The 16,915-nt window shown below is 57.5% G+C and carries 14 protein-coding genes and 2 pseudogenes; 10 read left to right on the top strand and 6 right to left on the bottom strand.

Annotation, left to right across the window (positions count from 1 at the left end; genetic code table 11):
- Nucleotides 1-222 precede the first annotated feature (222 nt).
- Both metK and AACY02_RS00560 read right to left on the bottom strand, forming a co-directional pair.
- Complete coding sequence (metK, locus tag AACY02_RS00565) at nucleotides 223-1,413, bottom strand: methionine adenosyltransferase (protein ID WP_339430304.1); 1,191 nt, start codon at nucleotides 1,411-1,413, stop codon at nucleotides 223-225.
- Nucleotides 1,414-1,431: 18 nt separating this feature from the next.
- Entirely contained in the window at nucleotides 1,432-2,427 is a 996-nt protein-coding gene (locus AACY02_RS00560) for an ArsR/SmtB family transcription factor (RefSeq protein ID WP_339430303.1), read from the bottom strand.
- A gap of 259 nt (nucleotides 2,428-2,686) precedes the next feature.
- On the opposite strand from AACY02_RS00560, the gene tkt reads away from it, so the two are divergent.
- The 6 genes from tkt (at nucleotide 2,687) to fba (ending at nucleotide 9,024) form a co-directional block, all read left to right on the top strand.
- Nucleotides 2,687-4,684: a transketolase gene (gene tkt / locus AACY02_RS00555; protein WP_339430302.1), complete on the top strand. Its 1,998-nt coding sequence runs from the start codon at nucleotides 2,687-2,689 to the stop codon at nucleotides 4,682-4,684.
- A 149-nt stretch (nucleotides 4,685-4,833) separates the two neighbouring features.
- Nucleotides 4,834-5,886 carry an erythrose-4-phosphate dehydrogenase gene (gene epd, locus AACY02_RS00550; protein ID WP_339430301.1) on the top strand — a complete coding sequence of 351 codons (1,053 nt, stop codon included), beginning with the start codon at nucleotides 4,834-4,836 and terminating at the stop codon, nucleotides 5,884-5,886.
- 12 nt (nucleotides 5,887-5,898) lie between these two features.
- Nucleotides 5,899-7,062, top strand: coding sequence for a phosphoglycerate kinase (locus tag AACY02_RS00545; RefSeq protein ID WP_221732335.1), 1,164 nt, complete (start codon nucleotides 5,899-5,901; stop codon nucleotides 7,060-7,062).
- Between the two features lie 34 nt (nucleotides 7,063-7,096).
- The gene (locus tag AACY02_RS00540; protein ID WP_221732334.1) at nucleotides 7,097-7,318 is read left to right on the top strand and encodes a hypothetical protein; all 222 of its coding nucleotides are present in this window, start codon (nucleotides 7,097-7,099) and stop codon (nucleotides 7,316-7,318) included.
- A 57-nt stretch (nucleotides 7,319-7,375) separates the two neighbouring features.
- Nucleotides 7,376-7,708 (top strand): MliC family protein, encoded by a 333-nt coding sequence (locus AACY02_RS00535; protein WP_221732333.1) that lies wholly within the window; start codon nucleotides 7,376-7,378, stop codon nucleotides 7,706-7,708.
- 251 nt (nucleotides 7,709-7,959) lie between these two features.
- Nucleotides 7,960-9,024, top strand: coding sequence for a class II fructose-bisphosphate aldolase (fba, locus tag AACY02_RS00530; protein WP_314570210.1), 1,065 nt, complete (start codon nucleotides 7,960-7,962; stop codon nucleotides 9,022-9,024).
- Between the two features lie 100 nt (nucleotides 9,025-9,124).
- Here the strand turns inward: fba and AACY02_RS00525 are convergent, their stop codons facing one another.
- Nucleotides 9,125-9,436 (bottom strand): hypothetical protein, encoded by a 312-nt coding sequence (locus AACY02_RS00525; protein ID WP_339430300.1) that lies wholly within the window; start codon nucleotides 9,434-9,436, stop codon nucleotides 9,125-9,127.
- Between the two features lie 817 nt (nucleotides 9,437-10,253).
- On the opposite strand from AACY02_RS00525, the pseudogene AACY02_RS00520 reads away from it, so the two are divergent.
- Nucleotides 10,254-11,230 (top strand): annotated as a pseudogene (locus AACY02_RS00520) (IS5 family transposase).
- A 238-nt stretch (nucleotides 11,231-11,468) separates the two neighbouring features.
- A pseudogene (locus AACY02_RS00515) lies at nucleotides 11,469-11,603 on the top strand (fructose-1,6-bisphosphate aldolase); the annotation flags it as partial.
- Between the two features lie 140 nt (nucleotides 11,604-11,743).
- On the opposite strand, the gene trxA reads toward AACY02_RS00515, so the two are convergent.
- The 3 genes from trxA to AACY02_RS00500 form a co-directional block, all read right to left on the bottom strand.
- Complete coding sequence (gene trxA, locus AACY02_RS00510) at nucleotides 11,744-12,082, bottom strand: thioredoxin (RefSeq protein WP_339430299.1); 339 nt, start codon at nucleotides 12,080-12,082, stop codon at nucleotides 11,744-11,746.
- Between the two features lie 315 nt (nucleotides 12,083-12,397).
- Nucleotides 12,398-12,760, bottom strand: a complete 363-nt coding sequence (locus AACY02_RS00505) for a DUF6124 family protein (protein ID WP_339430298.1) — start codon at nucleotides 12,758-12,760, stop codon at nucleotides 12,398-12,400.
- A gap of 490 nt (nucleotides 12,761-13,250) precedes the next feature.
- Nucleotides 13,251-13,919 (bottom strand): polysaccharide lyase family 7 protein, encoded by a 669-nt coding sequence (locus tag AACY02_RS00500; RefSeq protein WP_339430297.1) that lies wholly within the window; start codon nucleotides 13,917-13,919, stop codon nucleotides 13,251-13,253.
- A 321-nt stretch (nucleotides 13,920-14,240) separates the two neighbouring features.
- Here AACY02_RS00500 and AACY02_RS00495 point away from each other — a divergent pair, with 321 nt between their 5' ends.
- Both AACY02_RS00495 and AACY02_RS00490 read left to right on the top strand, forming a co-directional pair.
- Complete coding sequence (locus AACY02_RS00495; RefSeq protein ID WP_339430296.1) at nucleotides 14,241-16,364, top strand: putative bifunctional diguanylate cyclase/phosphodiesterase; 2,124 nt, start codon at nucleotides 14,241-14,243, stop codon at nucleotides 16,362-16,364.
- A gap of 43 nt (nucleotides 16,365-16,407) precedes the next feature.
- A complete protein-coding gene (locus AACY02_RS00490) occupies nucleotides 16,408-16,899 on the top strand; it encodes a M48 metallopeptidase family protein (RefSeq protein ID WP_339430295.1) in 492 nt (163 codons plus the stop codon).
- Nucleotides 16,900-16,915: the final 16 nt, after the last annotated feature.

Genomic DNA, 16,915 nt, shown 5'->3' with positions numbered 1-16,915 from the left:
CTTGCTCAAGGGGAATGCTTGAAGGCTAGGCGAGGATTCCAGATTGGGTGTGTGGGGTGTTTTGCGGGGTGTTTCTGATCGGGAATTGATGTCGCCTGTTCGGGTGTCTTCGCGGGCAAGCCCGCTTGTGCAGGTGTATCGGTTGAATTCAGCCTCGCATTTGGGGCAAGAAAAAGCCCCGCACGGCGCGAACCGTGCGGGGCTTTTCATGCCGCCAGGGAATTACAGGCCGGCAGCAGAACGCAGGGTGTCGGCGCGGTCGGTTTTTTCCCAGGTGAAGGTGGTGAAGGTGTCTTCGCCAACCGTCTTGGTTTGCGGCGTGCGACCGAAGTGGCCGTACGCTGCGGTTTCCTGGTACATCGGGTGCAGCAGGTCCAGCATGGTGGTGATCGCGTATGGACGCAGGTCGAACACTTCACGCACCAGTTTGATGATCTTGTCATCGCTGATCTTGCCGGTGCCGAAGGTGTTCAGCGAGATCGACGTCGGCTGAGCCACACCAATGGCGTAGGACACCTGGATCTCGCAACGCTCGGCCAGGCCGGCAGCGACGATGTTCTTGGCAACATAACGGCCAGCGTAAGCCGCCGAACGGTCAACCTTCGAAGGATCTTTGCCGGAGAACGCGCCGCCGCCGTGACGGGCCATGCCGCCGTAGCTGTCGACGATGATCTTGCGACCGGTCAGGCCGCAGTCACCTACCGGGCCGCCAATGATGAACTGGCCGGTCGGGTTGATGTGGAACTGGGTGTCTTTGCTCAGCAGTTCGGCAGGCAGTACGTGCTTGACGATCAGCTCCATTACGCCTTCGCGCAGGTCTTTGTACGACACTTCAGGGTTGTGCTGGGTCGACAGGACAACCGCCTCGATACCGACAACCTTGCCGCCTTCGTAACGGCAAGTGACTTGCGACTTGGCGTCTGGACGCAGCCAAGGCAGCAGACCCGATTTACGGGCTTCGGCCTGACGCTGCACCAGTTGGTGCGAGAAGGTGATCGGCGCTGGCATCAAAACGTCGGTTTCGTTGCTGGCGTAGCCGAACATCAGGCCTTGGTCGCCGGCGCCCTGATCTTCAGGCTTGGCGCGGTCAACACCCTGGTTGATGTCCGGGGATTGCTTGCCGATGATGTTCATCACGCCACAAGTGGCGCCGTCGAAGCCGACTTCGGAACTGGTGTAGCCGATGTCGCAGATCACGTCACGAACGATCTGCTCCAGGTCGACCCAGGCGCTGGTGGTCACTTCACCGGCAACGATGGCCACGCCGGTCTTGACCAGGGTTTCCACCGCAACGCGTGCGTGTTTGTCCTGGGCAATAATGGCGTCCAGCACCGCATCGGAAATCTGGTCGGCGATTTTGTCCGGATGTCCTTCAGACACGGACTCGGAGGTGAAGAGGGAGTATTCGCTCATCTCGATGTTTTCCTGAATTTACCGATGGTGAGTGTCGCCAGCCGGTCGCTGAAAGTGGCGAACCTGGATCTGGAAACCATTACGTAAGCCTATATAGAGGCTTTCCCCGGGAACGAGTCCCGCAGCGGTGGCCCAACGGGCCAAATCATCCTGTTCAAACCCCAACCACAGATCACCGCAGGCCTCCCTGGCCCAACTCTGGTTGTGGCTACATAACTCTGTTACGAGCAAGCTACCGCCCGGTTGCAGCAGGTTGGCCATGTGCTTGAGCGCTTCGGCCGGCGCGGCGAAATGGTGCAAGACCATGTTCAGCACTACGCAATCGGCCTGAAGGCTGGAGCTGTTCAATGCATCGGCCAATTGCAGGCTGACGTTAGCCAGTTCTTCGCGAACGCATACCTGACGCGCCAGTTCGAGCATCGCCGGGCTGTTGTCCAGCGCGGTGACGGTGCTGAAGCGGCTGGCCAGTTCCGGCAGAAAAGCACCATCGCCGGGTCCGACTTCAATGGCCGTGGCAGCACCATTGAAGTTCAGTTTGTCGAGCAGGGCCAGCACGCTGTCGCGGTACTGCGGCAGGCCTGCAATCAAGTCTTGCTGGGCGCGGAATTTCTCCGCCACCCGGGCGAAAAAGTCCTGGCTGGCCGCCGCACGTTGTCCGTGAACCTGAGCGATGCGCGCCAAAACATCGGCGGGCAGGGTCAGATTGTCGACTTCTTCTAACAATGCCGCGTGCAGTTTGCCGCCGAGCAGTTCGGTGTGGGGCAGGGCGCGGCGATAAAAGATCGCGTTGCCTTCGCGGCGGGTCGCCACCAGATCGGCCTGGGCCAGCACTTTAAGGTGATGGCTCATGCCCGACTGACCGATACCGAAGATTTGCGCCAGTTCCAGTACACCGAACGAATCGTTGGCCAGCGCGCGCAATACATTCAGCCGCAGCGGATCGCCGCCGGCCTTGCACAGGGCTGCCAGCTCGTCGCAATCATCATGTCGAATGGAAGGCGCGTGTAAGTTCATAGGGCAGGCAGTCTATTGATGGGCACAAAGCACTGCAAGGGCAATATCAAAAAGTTTTGATATTGCACGATAGATGGCACTTCTCGCTGACGGGTTAACTCTACAAACCAGCAGCGGAAAGGTTTCACCCGCACAATCGGCCGCTAACCATGGGAAAAACGCCTCCGGATGACTATCTGTCATTGCCCCGAGGCGCTCCGGTGAGGGAAAATGCCCTCCTTTTTTCCGTTTCAATCTATTCACACCCAGGAGATCAGCGATGCCTAGCCGTCGTGAGCGTGCCAACGCCATTCGTGCCCTCAGCATGGATGCCGTGCAAAAAGCCAACAGCGGCCATCCCGGTGCCCCTATGGGTATGGCAGATATCGCCGAAGTACTTTGGCGCGACTACCTCAAGCACAACCCGAGCAATCCATCGTTCGCTGACCGTGACCGCTTCGTGCTGTCCAACGGCCACGGCTCGATGTTGATCTACTCGTTGCTGCACCTGACCGGTTACGACCTGTCGATCGACGACCTCAAGCAATTCCGTCAACTGCACAGCCGCACCCCGGGTCACCCGGAGTTCGGTTATACCCCGGGCGTTGAAACCACCACCGGCCCGCTGGGTCAGGGTCTGGCCAACGCGGTGGGTTTCGCGCTGGCAGAAAAAGTCCTGGCGGCGCAGTTCAACCGTCCGAGCCACAACATCGTTGACCACCACACCTACGTTTTCCTGGGTGATGGCTGCATGATGGAAGGCATTTCCCACGAAGTCGCTTCCCTGGCCGGTACTCTGGGTCTGGGCAAGCTGATCGCTTTCTACGATGACAACGGCATCTCCATCGACGGCGAAGTCGAAGGCTGGTTCACCGATGACACCCCGAAGCGTTTCGAAGCCTACAACTGGCAAGTGATCCGCAACGTTGACGGTCACGACCCGGAAGAGATCAAGACTGCCATCGACACCGCGCGCAAGAGCGCGCAGCCGACCCTGATCTGCTGCAAGACCACCATCGGCTTCGGCTCGCCAAACAAACAGGGCAAAGAAGACTGCCACGGCGCCCCACTAGGTGACGCGGAAATCGCTCTGACCCGCCAGGCACTGAACTGGAACCACGGCCCGTTCGAAATCCCGGCCGACATCTATGCCGAGTGGGATGCCAAAGAAGCTGGCCGTGCCGTTGAAGCCGAGTGGGATCAGCGTTTCGCTGCCTACTCCGCCGCGTTCCCGGCTGAAGCCAACGAGCTGATCCGTCGTCTGAGCGGTGAACTGCCGGCTGACTTCTCGGAGAAAGCCTCGGCCTATATCGCTGAAGTCGCTGCCAAAGGCGAAACCATCGCCAGCCGTAAAGCCAGTCAGAACACCCTGAACGCGTTCGGCCCGCTGCTGCCGGAACTGCTTGGCGGTTCGGCCGACCTGGCCGGTTCCAACCTGACCCTGTGGAAAGGTTGCAAAGGCGTCAGCGCTGAAGATGCCAGCGGCAACTACATGTACTACGGTGTGCGCGAATTCGGCATGACCGCCATCATGAACGGCGTCACCCTGCACGGCGGCCTGGTGCCTTACGGCGCGACCTTCCTGATGTTCATGGAATACGCTCGCAATGCCGTGCGCATGTCCGCTCTGATGAAGCAGCGCGTGATCCACGTCTACACCCACGACTCCATCGGTCTGGGCGAAGACGGCCCGACGCACCAGCCGATCGAGCAACTGACCAGCCTGCGTACCACGCCGAACCTCGACACCTGGCGTCCAGCCGATGCCGTTGAATCGGCTGTGGCCTGGAAAAACGCTCTGGAGCGCAAGGACGGCCCGTCGGCGCTGATTTTCTCGCGTCAGAACCTGCAGCACCAAACCCGTGATGCTGGCCAGATCGCCGACATCAGCCGCGGTGGCTACGTGCTGAAGGACTGCGCAGGCGAGCCGGAGCTGATTCTGATTGCGACCGGTTCGGAAGTCGGCCTGGCTGTTCAAGCCTTCGACAAACTGACCGGGCAGGGCCGTAAGGTGCGCGTGGTTTCCATGCCTTGCACCAGCGTGTTCGATGCTCAGGATGCTGGCTACAAGCAAGCCGTCCTGCCGTTGCAGGTTGGCGCGCGTATTGCGATCGAAGCGGCTCACGCCGACTTCTGGTTCAAGTACGTGGGGCTGGAAGGTCGCGTGATCGGCATGACCACTTACGGTGAGTCGGCGCCTGCGCCAGCACTGTTCGAAGAGTTCGGCTTCACCCTGGAAAACATCCTGGGTCAGGCTGAAGAACTGCTGGAAGACTGATCCAGAAGTCGCGTCGTCCGGACTGACGCCTTCGCGAACAAGCCCGCTCCCACAGGAAAGTACATTCCAATGTGGGAGCGGGCTTGCTCGCGAAAGCGGTGGTTCAGACGCCACTGCAATAACGGATTCAAACGGTAATCGAGAACCCCATGCCTCAACCGCGTCCTTACAAAGTTGCACTCAACGGCTACGGCCGGATTGGTCGTTGCGTCTTGCGTGCGTTGTTTGAGCGAGGCGAAAAAGCCGGGTTTGAAATTGTCGCAATCAACGATCTGGCTGACATGGCCAGCATTGAATACCTGACACGCTTTGACTCCACTCATGGCCGGTTTCCCGGCGAAGTGCGGGTTGAGGGCGATTGTCTGCATATTAATGGCGACTGCGTGAAGGTCCTGCGCAGTGCCACTCCCGAAGGCATCGATTGGGCGTCCCTGGGCGTCGATCTGGTGCTTGAATGCTCCGGCGCTTACAACACCCGTGAAGACGGCCAGCGTTTCCTCGACGCCGGCGCGCCACGCGTGTTGTTCTCGCAGCCAATGGCCAGCGAGGCGGATGTCGACGCCACCATCGTCTACGGCGTCAATCAGGATTGCCTGACCGGCGACGAACTGCTGGTGTCCAATGCCTCCTGCACCACCAACTGCGGCGTGCCGCTGTTGCGTCTGCTGGACAAGGCCATTGGTCTGGATTACGTGTCGATCACCACCATTCACTCGGCGATGAACGATCAGCCAGTGATCGACGCCTATCACCACGAAGACCTGCGCCGCACCCGTTCGGCGTTCCAGTCGGTGATCCCGGTGTCCACCGGTCTGGCGCGCGGTATCGAGCGTCTGCTGCCGGAACTTGCCGGGCGAATTCAGGCCAAAGCCGTACGCGTGCCGACGGTCAACGTCTCCTGCCTCGACATCACGATGCAGACCACCACCGCGACCGACGCCAATGAAGTCAACCGGATCTTGCGTGAAGCCGCCACCAGCGGCCCGCTCAAAGGCCTGTTGGCTTACACCGAGCTTCCCCACGCAAGCTGTGATTTCAATCATGACCCACATTCGGCCATCGTCGATGCCAGCCAGACCCGTGTCTCAGGCCCAAAGCTTGTGAACATCCTGGCCTGGTTCGATAACGAATGGGGTTTTGCCAACCGAATGCTGGACGTTGCAGAACACTATCTGCAAACAGCAACTTCAAAAAAACCGTAGGAAGTGCGACCCATGACCGTGTTGAAGATGTCCGACCTCGATCTGCAAGGTAAGCGCGTATTGATCCGCGAAGACCTCAACGTCCCAGTCAAGGACGGTGTCGTCACCAGCGACGCGCGTATCCTGGCTTCGCTGCCGACCATCAAGCTGGCCCTGGAAAAAGGTGCCGCCGTCATGGTGTGCTCGCACCTTGGCCGTCCGACCGAAGGCGAATTCTCCGCCGAGAACAGCCTCAAGCCAGTCGCTGACTACCTGAGCAAGGCGCTGGGCCGTGAAGTGCCGCTGGTGGCTGATTACCTGGGCGGCGTTGACGTCAAGGCTGGCGACATCGTGCTGTTCGAAAACGTGCGCTTCAACAAGGGCGAGAAAAAGAACGCTGACGAACTGGCCCAGCAGTACGCCGCCCTGTGCGATGTGTTCGTGATGGACGCCTTCGGCACCGCGCACCGCGCCGAGGGCTCGACCCACGGCGTGGCCAAGTTCGCCAAAGTCGCCGCCGCTGGCCCGTTGCTGGCCGCTGAACTGGATGCACTGGGCAAAGCCCTGGGCGCTCCGGCCAAGCCAATGGCGGCCATCGTTGCCGGCTCCAAGGTCTCGACCAAGCTCGACGTGTTGAACAGCCTGAGCCAGATCTGCGATCAACTGATCGTCGGTGGCGGCATCGCCAACACCTTCCTCGCCGCTGCCGGTCACCCGGTTGGCAAGTCGCTGTACGAGCCGGACTTGCTGGACACCGCTCGCGCCATCGCCGCCAAGGTCAGCGTGCCGCTGCCGGTCGATGTTGTGTGCGCCAAGGAATTCGCTGAAAGCGCTGAGGCGACCGTCAAACTGATCGCTGACGTCGCTGCCGACGACATGATTCTGGACATCGGCCCACAGACCGCCGCGAACTTCGCCGAACTGCTGAAATCGTCGAAAACCATTCTGTGGAACGGCCCGGTCGGCGTGTTTGAGTTCGACCAATTCGGCAACGGCACCAAAGTGCTGGCCCAGGCCATCGCTGACAGCGCTGCGTTCTCCATTGCGGGCGGTGGCGACACCCTGGCCGCCATCGATAAATATGGCGTGGCTGAGCAAATCTCCTACATTTCCACCGGTGGTGGCGCGTTCCTCGAGTTCGTCGAGGGCAAAGTGCTGCCGGCCGTTGAAGTCCTGGAAACCCGGGCCAAGGCCTGAGGCCACCCGTTTGGCCAGGCAAAGGAGTGGTCACATGGTCAAGTCGTTAGCACTGTTGCTGCTGACCGGTACGCTGGCGGCCTGCGGGAGCAACCCGAAGGCCGAAGCGACACCGGCACCCAGCGAGTTGAACAAGGGCTGTTATCAGGCCGACTGGCAGGCCGAAACCAACCCGGTGCTGAACAAGCGCTCGGGGCCGGACGGTCTGGAGAAATACGAGACGCAAACCCCGGCCAAGGAACATGGTTGTCCTTGACGGGTCTGACTCTTTAACTCAGGGCTGGCGGCGTGCGCTGCCGGTCGAGGAACACGGATGAAAGGCTTGATCGCCATTGCGGCGTTGGCATTGTTGGGCGGTTGCGCGCAGTTGAACCTGTTTCAGTCGTCCGCCCCGGCGGATAACTGGACGACCTGGACCTGCGACAGCCAGGCCAAAGTGCTGTGGCGTTACGCCGATGCCGACAAGAAGGAAGTCGACGTCCGTTTGGGCGGCGGTGATCAGGTCTATCGCCTGAAAGAAGAGCCGGGCGCCTCGGGCACGCTGTACAGCGACGGCATGCTGGCGTTTCACGTCAAGGGTGACGAGGGCCTGGTTTACTGGGTCGCCACCAATGACCTGATTGGCCGCGGCTGCAAAGCGCAGTAATTGACACACCACAGTTCTAATGTGGGAGCGAGCCTGCTCGCGAAAGCGGTCTGACAGGCACTGCATCAGCGACTGCAAGATTGCTTTCGCGAGCAGGCTCGCTCCCACAGGGTTCTGTGTAGTTCTCAGGATTTTGCTTTATCGAATCACCAGACCGGGCCTCAACCCCCGATCTGCAATCACTTGAATAGCCGCCGCCGCTCCGGCAGGCTGGCACGATTAACGACCCTCAACCGGGAGAGACACACACAATGGCACTTATCAGCATGCGCCAGATGTTGGACCACGCAGCCGAATTCGGCTATGGCGTTCCAGCTTTCAACGTCAACAACCTTGAGCAGATGCGCGCCATCATGGAAGCCGCTGACAAGACTGACTCCCCGGTGATCGTCCAGGCTTCGGCCGGCGCCCGTAAATACGCCGGCGCGCCATTCCTGCGTCACCTGATCCTGGCCGCGATCGAAGAATTCCCGCACATCCCGGTGTGCATGCACCAGGACCACGGCACCAGCCCTGACGTCTGCCAGCGCTCCATCCAACTGGGCTTCAGCTCAGTGATGATGGACGGTTCCCTGGGCGAAGATGGCAAGACCCCGACCGACTACGACTACAACGTCCGCGTGACCCAACAAACCGTGGCCATGGCGCACGCCTGCGGCGTCTCGGTAGAAGGCGAGCTGGGCTGCCTGGGTTCGCTGGAAACCGGCATGGCCGGTGAAGAAGACGGCATCGGCGCCGAAGGCGTTCTGGATCACAGCCAAATGCTGACCGACCCGGAAGAAGCCGCTGACTTCGTCAAGAAGACTCAGGTTGATGCCCTGGCCATCGCCATCGGCACCAGCCACGGCGCGTACAAGTTCACCAAGCCACCGACCGGTGATGTGCTGGCGATCGACCGCATCAAGGAAATCCACAAACGCATCCCGAACACCCACCTGGTGATGCACGGTTCCTCGTCGGTGCCACAAGAGTGGCTGGCGATCATCAACCAGTACGGCGGCGACATCAAAGAAACCTACGGCGTGCCAGTTGAAGAAATCGTCGAAGGCATCAAGTACGGCGTGCGCAAGGTCAACATCGACACCGACCTGCGCCTGGCGTCCACTGGCGCCATGCGTCGCCTGATGGCTACCAACCCGAGCGAATTCGACCCACGTAAATTCTTCGGCGCCACCGTGACTGCAATGCGTGATGTGTGTATCGCTCGTTATGAAGCGTTCGGTACTGCGGGTAATGCTTCGAAGATCAAACCGATCTCGCTGGAAGCGATGTACCAGCGTTATCTGAAAGGTGAGTTGAACGCCAAGGTTAACTAAGCCTGAGCGTTAGACTGGTTTAAAAAAAACCCCGCCGTGAGGCGGGTTTTTTTGTGTTTTTTAGAGGTGAATGATTTCCCCTTTGAAGTTGCAGGAAGCCTTAAGTTCGCCCAAGTCCAAAACCTTGATAAGTCCAGACGCCGTTGGGGCCTGCATAGTTACGGCCTCCAGTTAAGGTGTTGAAATCTGAAGTGTTAAATGTCCAACTTTCCGCGTTTTCTCCGATTGTACCTGTCAGCATAACCGTTGTGGTGGTTGCGCCAATGGTTTGATGTCCTGTCAGTGTGCCCGTGGGGCCGCTAACACTGGCGGTTGCTGTTACTGCTCCACCGATGTCATCACTGTAAGTGACATATAGATAAATGTTGGATCCGCCATAGGCGCCATAGAAGTTACCAACGAGCTTGCCCATTATAAAAATCCTTTTCGTGCGGTTAATAGTGGATGGTGGGAATTGTTTTGTTGCTTTGCCTGTTTTTGCTAGTTGCGGAGTTGAAGTTAAACGGTGTCTTGTACTTCGTCACCTGTCAGAGTTGACAGGTTTTAATGTTGTTTCGCGATAAACAATAGTCTTTCTATGGGCGTAATTAGAGCTACCTTGGGGTCACATATGTAAAATCCGCCGGCCAGGCGCGCGGTCCTTTCAATTCGACCGGAACTGACACCGTATCGCTACTAAAGGCGGGAGTTGAATTCTATATTTCATAGAACGGATCGTGCGGTGGATAATTCGAATTCGATATTGATACCTGTCAGGTTTGACAGTGGTCGTTTTTATTGTTTTCGCACAGGCTTGGGGTTCAACTTGGTAATGGAGGACTGACTCATGAGCAAGAAGGATTTACCACCGAAAGAGAAAGGTCCGGCACCCGTAACGATTCCGCCGGAACCAGCGTCATCGACAGAGGTAATCAAAAACTCAAGGGGACCGGCGCCCTATACACTTCCCAAGCAACCGGAGTGAAAGCAAGGACCGAAAACCTGCAGCCATGCGTAATGCTGTTTATTTAAGTATTTGAACTCACGCTGGACTTTCTGGAAATCCGATGCCGGATCTGTAACATCGGATTTTTTTTGTCCGCTCAGCAGGTCTCGACCTCGGCGAACGTTCAACTTCTGCGACGTGAAAGCGTTCATCTACCCATGAACGAAGGTTTAGGGAAACTCTGAAAAAGACTTCCCGATCTGCTGAAATACCCGCCTCACACGAATCGAACGGTTGAGCTCCGATGAAACAGATGTCCTTCGCCGATGCCGAGTACGCCGGCAAACGTAAGCAGACCCGCCGCGAGCGCTTCCTGATCGAGATTGATCAGGTCGTGCCCTGGAAGGGCCTGATTGCCTTGATCGAACCGCACTATCCGAAAGGCGAAGGTGGTCGTCCGGCGTATCCGTTGATGGCGATGTTGCGGGTGCATCTGATGCAAAACTGGTTCGGCTATAGCGATCCGGCGATGGAAGAAGCACTTTACGAGATCACGATCCTGCGCCAGTTTTCCGGGCTGCATCTGGATCGAATTCCCGATGAAAACACGATCCTCAACTTCCGGCGCCTGCTGAAAAAAACGAATTGGCCGGCGGGATTTTGCAGGTCATCAACGGCTATCTGGGTAACCGCGGCCTGCTGTTGCGCCAAGGCACCGTGGTCGATGCGACGATCATTCATGCGCCGAGCTCGACCAAGAACAAGGACGGCAAACGTGACCCCGAGATGCATCAGACCAAGAAAGGCAATCAGTATTTTTTCGGGATGAAAGCGCACATCGGCGCCGACGCCGAATCCGGTTTGGTACATAGCCTGGTGGGCACGGCGGCGAATGTAGCGGATGTGACCCAGGTCGATCAGTTGCTGCATGGCGAGGAAACGTACGTCTGCGGCGATGCCGGTTACACCGGTGTGGATAAGCGTCCTGAGCATCAGGATCGCCAGATGATCTGGTCGATTGCCGCCCGGCCCAGCACGTACAAGAAACACGGCAAGGAGGGTTTGATCGCTCAGGTGTGCCGAAAAATCGAATACGCGAAGGCTCAGGTACGGGCCAAAGTTGAGCATCCATTTCGCGTGATCAAACGTCAGTTTGGGTATACGAAAGTGCGCTTTCGTGGTCTGGCGAAAAACATCGCTCAGCAGACGACGTTGTTCGCGTTGTCGAATCTTTGGATGGTGCGAAAGCGGTTGTTGAATGCAGGAGAGGTGCGCCCGTGATGCGCGAAATGCACCGAGAAAAGGTGTGATTCAAGGAAAAGACATGAATTAAAAAGCGCCAAAGCCTGATTTTTGTCAGGTCATCGATTTTTTGAGCGCCCAATGAAGGGATATCAAAACATCGGTGACTACTTCAGACCTTCCATAAAGAAAAACTGGACAGAAAAAGGACCGGAAAAGGGGGAGGATTTATTAAATTACTCCATCCCCTTCGATTTTGTGTAAGCGCCGCCGCACAGCGATGCGTGACGTCTGTATCGCGGGTTATGAAGCGTTCGGTAATGCGGGTAATGCTTCGAAGATCAAACTGATCTCGCTGGAAGCGATGTACCAGCGTTATCTGAAAGGTGAGTTGAACGCCAAGGATAACTAAAGTCTGAGTGTTAGCTGCTGATTCAAGAAACCCACCGACGGCGGGTTTCTTGTGGCGGCGTTTACAGAGATTGTGGCGAAATTGGAATTTTATGGGGTGTTTCTCTGGGCTTTTAAAAACCAGAAGTGCAACGAACGGAGTTAATTTTGTTTGAGAGACTCCTCTATGAAACTCTCCAGTTGAGGTCTGGGCACGGCGCCAGTCTGATTCGCCACGACGCTTCCGTCCTTGAATAGCTTCATCATTGGGATGCCGCACACGCCAAGCATGGTCGGCGTTTCAGGGTTCTCATCGACGTTCAGTTTGACAACGGTCAGCTTGCCTTTGTAAGCCTCGGCTATCTCGTTCAGTATTGGAGCCATCGTTTTGCAAGGGGCGCACCATTGCGCCCAGAAATCGACCAATACGGGTAACTCGGATTCTAAAACATCGAGCTTAAAAGAAGCGTCGGTGATGTTTTTTATCAGTTCGCTGCTCATGGGGATTTCCTTGAATTAATAGCACTGGCGGGCCAGACGTTATTGCCTGGCTCGCGTTGTCCTGTGCAGGTTGCTTTGCTTCGTTGAATCTAGAACGGTATATGCCGTGCGTCACCTGTAATAACTGACAGTTTTTTATATGAATTCGCTATGTGACCTAGACCCAGATGTGAACTGAAAAAACTCGATGATCAAACAATCGAGGTGGAGCCAGCGTTCCAGCGTTAGCTAAAAGGTTTGTTGAACAAGCGCTCGGCTTTGACCCACGTTATGAAAAACCCGCCGTGAGGCGGGTTGCTTTTTTGCTGAACAGAACTACTCCTTCAACTCAACATGATCCAGCGCCTGATTCACCGCCAGTTCACCAAGCATGACGACCTGCGCGATGCCCAGCGCCGTCTTGCGGTGTGAGGTGTCGAGCATGGCGGCGAAGTTGTTGAGCATTTCGCTGGCTGAGCCCAGGGTTTCGCTGGCATTGGCCAGCAGGGATTCGGTGTTGTACTTCGGGTTGGCGAGGTACATGGGCTCGGGTTTATGCGTGCTGGCCATGATGAAGGCGCACGGTTTGAGGTAATGGTCGAGGGCGCGTTCGGCGGCGTCGTTGAGTTTTCTCGAGTCGAGAGATTCGTAGGGGGATGCGGGATCTGTTTCTGGCGGGTGCGGCGTTGATTTTGTCATTTGCTCGAAACCTGGTTGGAGTGCCCCGCTTTGGCTACTAAATCAAAGTGGAGGCAACTGTACGCAGGTTAGTAGACCGGGGTTTCGAGCAAGCCGGCGCACCCGAAGGTGCCCTGCGCACAGTTACCATCAAGCGCAGGTAGCAAAATACCTGACTGACAGATGCTTGTGCACAACGCTTGAAACCACGGGCTACTAAACCCGATCACTGGAAATCAGTGACGCGAATCAAGTTACCGATGGCCCGCCAGGCGCACAAGCCGGCGGATTCTGGCGTAGTGGTAGGCAACGACGCAAGCTGTTGTAGGCATCCGGAAGTAACGGTGAGAGCCTTTAAACACCGGCGTTTAAAAAGGTCTGGCGGGTGACAAATTACCTGTGGCGAGGGCGCTTGCTCCCGCTGGACTGCGCAGCAGGCCTCGCTTTTTTAGGGCCGCTTCGCGCCCCGGGAGCAAGCTCCCTCGCCACAGGGACAGTGTCTATAGAGGGATTATTTGTCGTGATCGATATCGAGCTTGGAGAAGGTCACCTGCCCACCTTCACTCGTATACCCCGTGTTGTCCTGCACATAAACCCCAGCCTTGAAGTACAACGGCTTGTTCCGCCACGTCGCGCTGATTTTCGAATCCCACTGATAACCCGCCGCGCTGACGCCCAGTGCGCCGCCGGGGCTCAAGTGGATGAGGTAGTTGAATTCACGATCCAGTTTGACCCCGGTGGCGAGCGTGATGACGCGGCTTTCGTCGTCATCTGGATGCATGCGCACCTTGATCACCAGGTTGCCGGTTTGGGTTTTGGTCTTGTACTGGTACTCGAGTTTTACTAGCGGTTTCTGGCTTTGGTAAGCGTGGATCTGGCCGATGACGATCTTTCCGGAACTGGGCACTTTGTTGACCGTAACGGTCGCGCGCAGCAGGTTGTCGGCGTCGGGGTAGTACCAGTTGCGCAAGGTGCCATTGCTGTAGGTTTCGCGCAGTTCGGTGCGCGGGTAGATGGCGTTTTCGGTTTTTGATCCGGTCACCGGCGACCAGAAAAACAGCGTGCCGGTGTCGGAATGGAAGTACTGATCCTTGAAGCCCTTCACCAGTTCTGAGGTTTCGACGGTGTACGGCGGGCTGCCGACTGGAACGCTGAGGTTCCAGGTTGCGAGATCGATCATGTCGGTTCTTCCACTCGATTGATCCTGAACGCGCGTGCCAGAAGCTCTAGTCCGCGCCTTTTGGGGGCGGTCTTTATAAGCGCAGAGGCGTTTTTTGTTAACGGCCGTTTGGCAGATGGTTGGCGTCAACATCCTGTCGAAATGCCATGTTTCCCGGATTGCGTGGGCTGTAGCGACGACCGTTAGTCGGCTAGACAATCATTGGTTAGCTGATGGCCTGATGACAGCTTCTGCTTTTGCCGATCCGGGACTAGAGTGAAGCCTCTATATATGTACGGTTTTTAGCGGAAACCGATCTGATGTCCTGACAAGAGAAGCAGCATGGAATGCGCGCAAACACAGCCAGGTGAAGGCAGCTCAGTCCTATTGATCGTTGATGACTACCCTGAAAATCTGATTAGCATGCGGGCTTTGCTGCAGCGTCAGGATTGGCAGGTGTTGACCGCCGCCTCCGGTTTCGAGGCGCTTAACCTTCTGCTCGAACACGACGTCGATCTGGTGCTGCTGGACGTGCAGATGCCAGGCATGGACGGTTTTGAAGTCGCGCGACTGATGCGCGGCAGCCAGCGTACGCAACTCACGCCGATTATCTTTCTCACCGCCAACGAACAGTCTCAGGCTGCCGTGATCAAGGGGTACGCCAGTGGCGCGGTGGATTATCTGTTCAAGCCGTTCGACCCGCAGATCCTCAAGCCCAAGGTGCAGGCGTTGCTGGAGCACCAGCGCAATCGTCGAGCCTTGCAACGTCTGAGCCGGGATCTGGAATCCGCTCGGGCCTTCAATGCATCGGTGCTGGATAACGCCGCCGAGGGCATTTTGGTGCTGGGCGAGGATGGTTTGATTCGCTTTGCCAATCCGGCGATTTCACGGTTGCTCAATGCGCCGGTAAGGGATCTGGAGGGTAAGGAGTTTCTCGACTATCTGCAGAAACCGCACATTCCGGTGTGGGCCGATTCCGAGTTTTACACCCGCTATCAGCGTGGTGAAACGCTGAGGCTGCACGATGCGTTATTACGCACGGCGCCGGGCCAGCAGGTGCCGGTGGCGCTGTCTTGTGCTGCGTTGCCCGTCGAGCAACACGCCATGGTAGTGACGGTGCTGGATATGTCGGTGGTGCGCCATTTGCACCAGCAACTCGAATTTCAAGCCGTCACCGATCCGCTGACCGGGCTGCTCAATCGACGTGGTTTTTACCAGACCGTGGAAAACCTGCTGCTGCGCGGCGAACGCAATGACAGCAGTTGGGTATTGCTGTATCTGGATCTTGATGGGTTCAAGCGGGTCAACGACTCACTCGGGCACGATGTCGGCGACCGTGTGCTGCGCTGGGTGTCCGAGCAATTGAAGGCTTGCCTGCGGCCGTTCGATATTTTGGCGCGCATGGGTGGGGATGAATTCACGGCGCTGCTGGATCTTGAGTTTCCCGAACAGGCGGCGAAGATTGCGGAAAAGCTCATCGAACGGGTGTCGATCTGTCAGCAGATTGAAGGTCTGGATATCGCCCTCGGCGCAAGCATCGGCATCGCCACTTATCCCGATTGCGGGTCGAACCTCGACGGACTGCTGCGTGCTTCGGACATCGCCATGTACGAAGCCAAGCGTGCCGGGCGTCAGCAATATCGTTTCTACGATCACGAAATGAACGGTCGGGCGCGTTCGCGTTTGATGCTCGAAGAAAGCGTGCGTACCGCCATCGAAAACCGCGATTTCAATCTGGTCTATCAACCACAAGTGGCGATCGACAGTGGTCAGATCCGTGGTTTTGAGGCGCTGTTGCGTTGGCAGCACCCGAGTGTCGGCGACGTGCCGCCGGGGCTGTTTTTGCCGTTGCTGGAAGAGGCGCGGCTGATCAGTCGCCTCGGCAGCTGGATTTATCATCGTGGTGCCGGTCAGCGCAAAGCCTGGGAAACCTTGTTTGCCGAAGACCTGGTGCTCGGCGTGAGTTTGAGCAACACCCAGTTCAGCCTGCCGAATCTGGTCACCGAGTTGCGCCAGGTCATGGAGCGACACGCTCTGCAGCCGCGGCAACTGGAGGTCGAAGTCACCGAAGAGGCATTGATGCAAAACCCCGAGGAAACGCGCAAACAATTGCGTTTGCTGCGCAATCTGGGGGTGCGGGTGGCGCTGGATGACTTCGGCTCCGGACCGTGCTCGCTGGCGCACCTGCGCGATCTGGAACTGGATACGCTCAAGCTCGATCGCCACCTGATTGCGCGATTGCCGGACTCCAAACGCGATGCCTCGCTGGTCAGCACGGTGATCGCGTTGTGCAAGCAATACGGGTTGCTGGTGATCGCCGAAGGGGTCGAGACCATCGAGCAGTACCAATGGCTGCAAGCCCATGGCTGCGAGTACGTGCAAGGCTTTTTGGTGGCGCGGCCATTGATCGCCGAAGATGCCGCCAGCTTTACCGAGCCGTTTGACTGGAGCGCGTTGTCCGGCTGAATTCGCTACACTGGCGCACCTTTTCGAACCGTGTCGCTCGTCCATGACTGTGTTGAAGTATCTCCAGGCCTATCCTGCGCCACTGCAGGATCAGGTACGCCAACTGATCGCCGACGGGCGTCTGGGTGAATACCTGGATCAACGCTATTCGGGGTGCCACGATGTGCAGAGCGACAAGGCGCTTTACACCTACGCCCTGGACTTGAAGCAGCAATACCTGCGCAACGCCCCGGCCATCGACAAAGTGCTGTTCGACAACCGCCTCGACCTGACCCATCGCGCCCTCGGCCTGCACACCACGGTTTCGCGTGTGCAGGGCGGCAAGCTCAAGGCCAAGAAAGAGATTCGTATCGCCTCGCTGTTCAAAGAGGCGGCGCCGGATTTTCTGAAAATGATCGTGGTGCATGAACTGGCGCACTTCAAAGAGTCGGATCACAACAAGGCGTTCTATAAATTGTGTGAGCACATGCTGCCGGGGTATCACCAGGTCGAGTTTGACCTGCGGGTGTACCTGACCTGGCGGGATATGCAGTGAAGATCTGTCACGTTGG

Origin of the sequence: Pseudomonas sp. EA_65y_Pfl2_P78, assembly GCF_963970495.1 — a bacterium.
Classification (GTDB): domain Bacteria; phylum Pseudomonadota; class Gammaproteobacteria; order Pseudomonadales; family Pseudomonadaceae; genus Aquipseudomonas; species Aquipseudomonas baetica_A.
The sequence above is the reverse complement of the archived record's forward strand: the minus strand, read 5'-3'. Positions and strand labels throughout refer to the sequence as shown.

Coding starts and splice junctions, on each gene's coding strand:
- AACY02_RS00545 (WP_221732335.1), top strand. CDS start 5,899: ATGACCGTGTTGAAGATGTCCGACCTCGATCTGCAAGGTAAGCGCGTA.
- AACY02_RS00535 (WP_221732333.1), top strand. CDS start 7,376: ATGAAAGGCTTGATCGCCATTGCGGCGTTGGCATTGTTGGGCGGTTGC.
- tkt (WP_339430302.1), top strand. CDS start 2,687: ATGCCTAGCCGTCGTGAGCGTGCCAACGCCATTCGTGCCCTCAGCATG.
- AACY02_RS00490 (WP_339430295.1), top strand. CDS start 16,408: ATGACTGTGTTGAAGTATCTCCAGGCCTATCCTGCGCCACTGCAGGAT.
- AACY02_RS00525 (WP_339430300.1), bottom strand. CDS start 9,436: ATGGGCAAGCTCGTTGGTAACTTCTATGGCGCCTATGGCGGATCCAAC.
- AACY02_RS00500 (WP_339430297.1), bottom strand. CDS start 13,919: ATGATCGATCTCGCAACCTGGAACCTCAGCGTTCCAGTCGGCAGCCCG.
- metK (WP_339430304.1), bottom strand. CDS start 1,413: ATGAGCGAATACTCCCTCTTCACCTCCGAGTCCGTGTCTGAAGGACAT.
- fba (WP_314570210.1), top strand. CDS start 7,960: ATGGCACTTATCAGCATGCGCCAGATGTTGGACCACGCAGCCGAATTC.
- AACY02_RS00505 (WP_339430298.1), bottom strand. CDS start 12,760: ATGACAAAATCAACGCCGCACCCGCCAGAAACAGATCCCGCATCCCCC.
- AACY02_RS00540 (WP_221732334.1), top strand. CDS start 7,097: ATGGTCAAGTCGTTAGCACTGTTGCTGCTGACCGGTACGCTGGCGGCC.
- AACY02_RS00495 (WP_339430296.1), top strand. CDS start 14,241: ATGGAATGCGCGCAAACACAGCCAGGTGAAGGCAGCTCAGTCCTATTG.
- AACY02_RS00560 (WP_339430303.1), bottom strand. CDS start 2,427: ATGAACTTACACGCGCCTTCCATTCGACATGATGATTGCGACGAGCTG.
- trxA (WP_339430299.1), bottom strand. CDS start 12,082: ATGAGCAGCGAACTGATAAAAAACATCACCGACGCTTCTTTTAAGCTC.
- epd (WP_339430301.1), top strand. CDS start 4,834: ATGCCTCAACCGCGTCCTTACAAAGTTGCACTCAACGGCTACGGCCGG.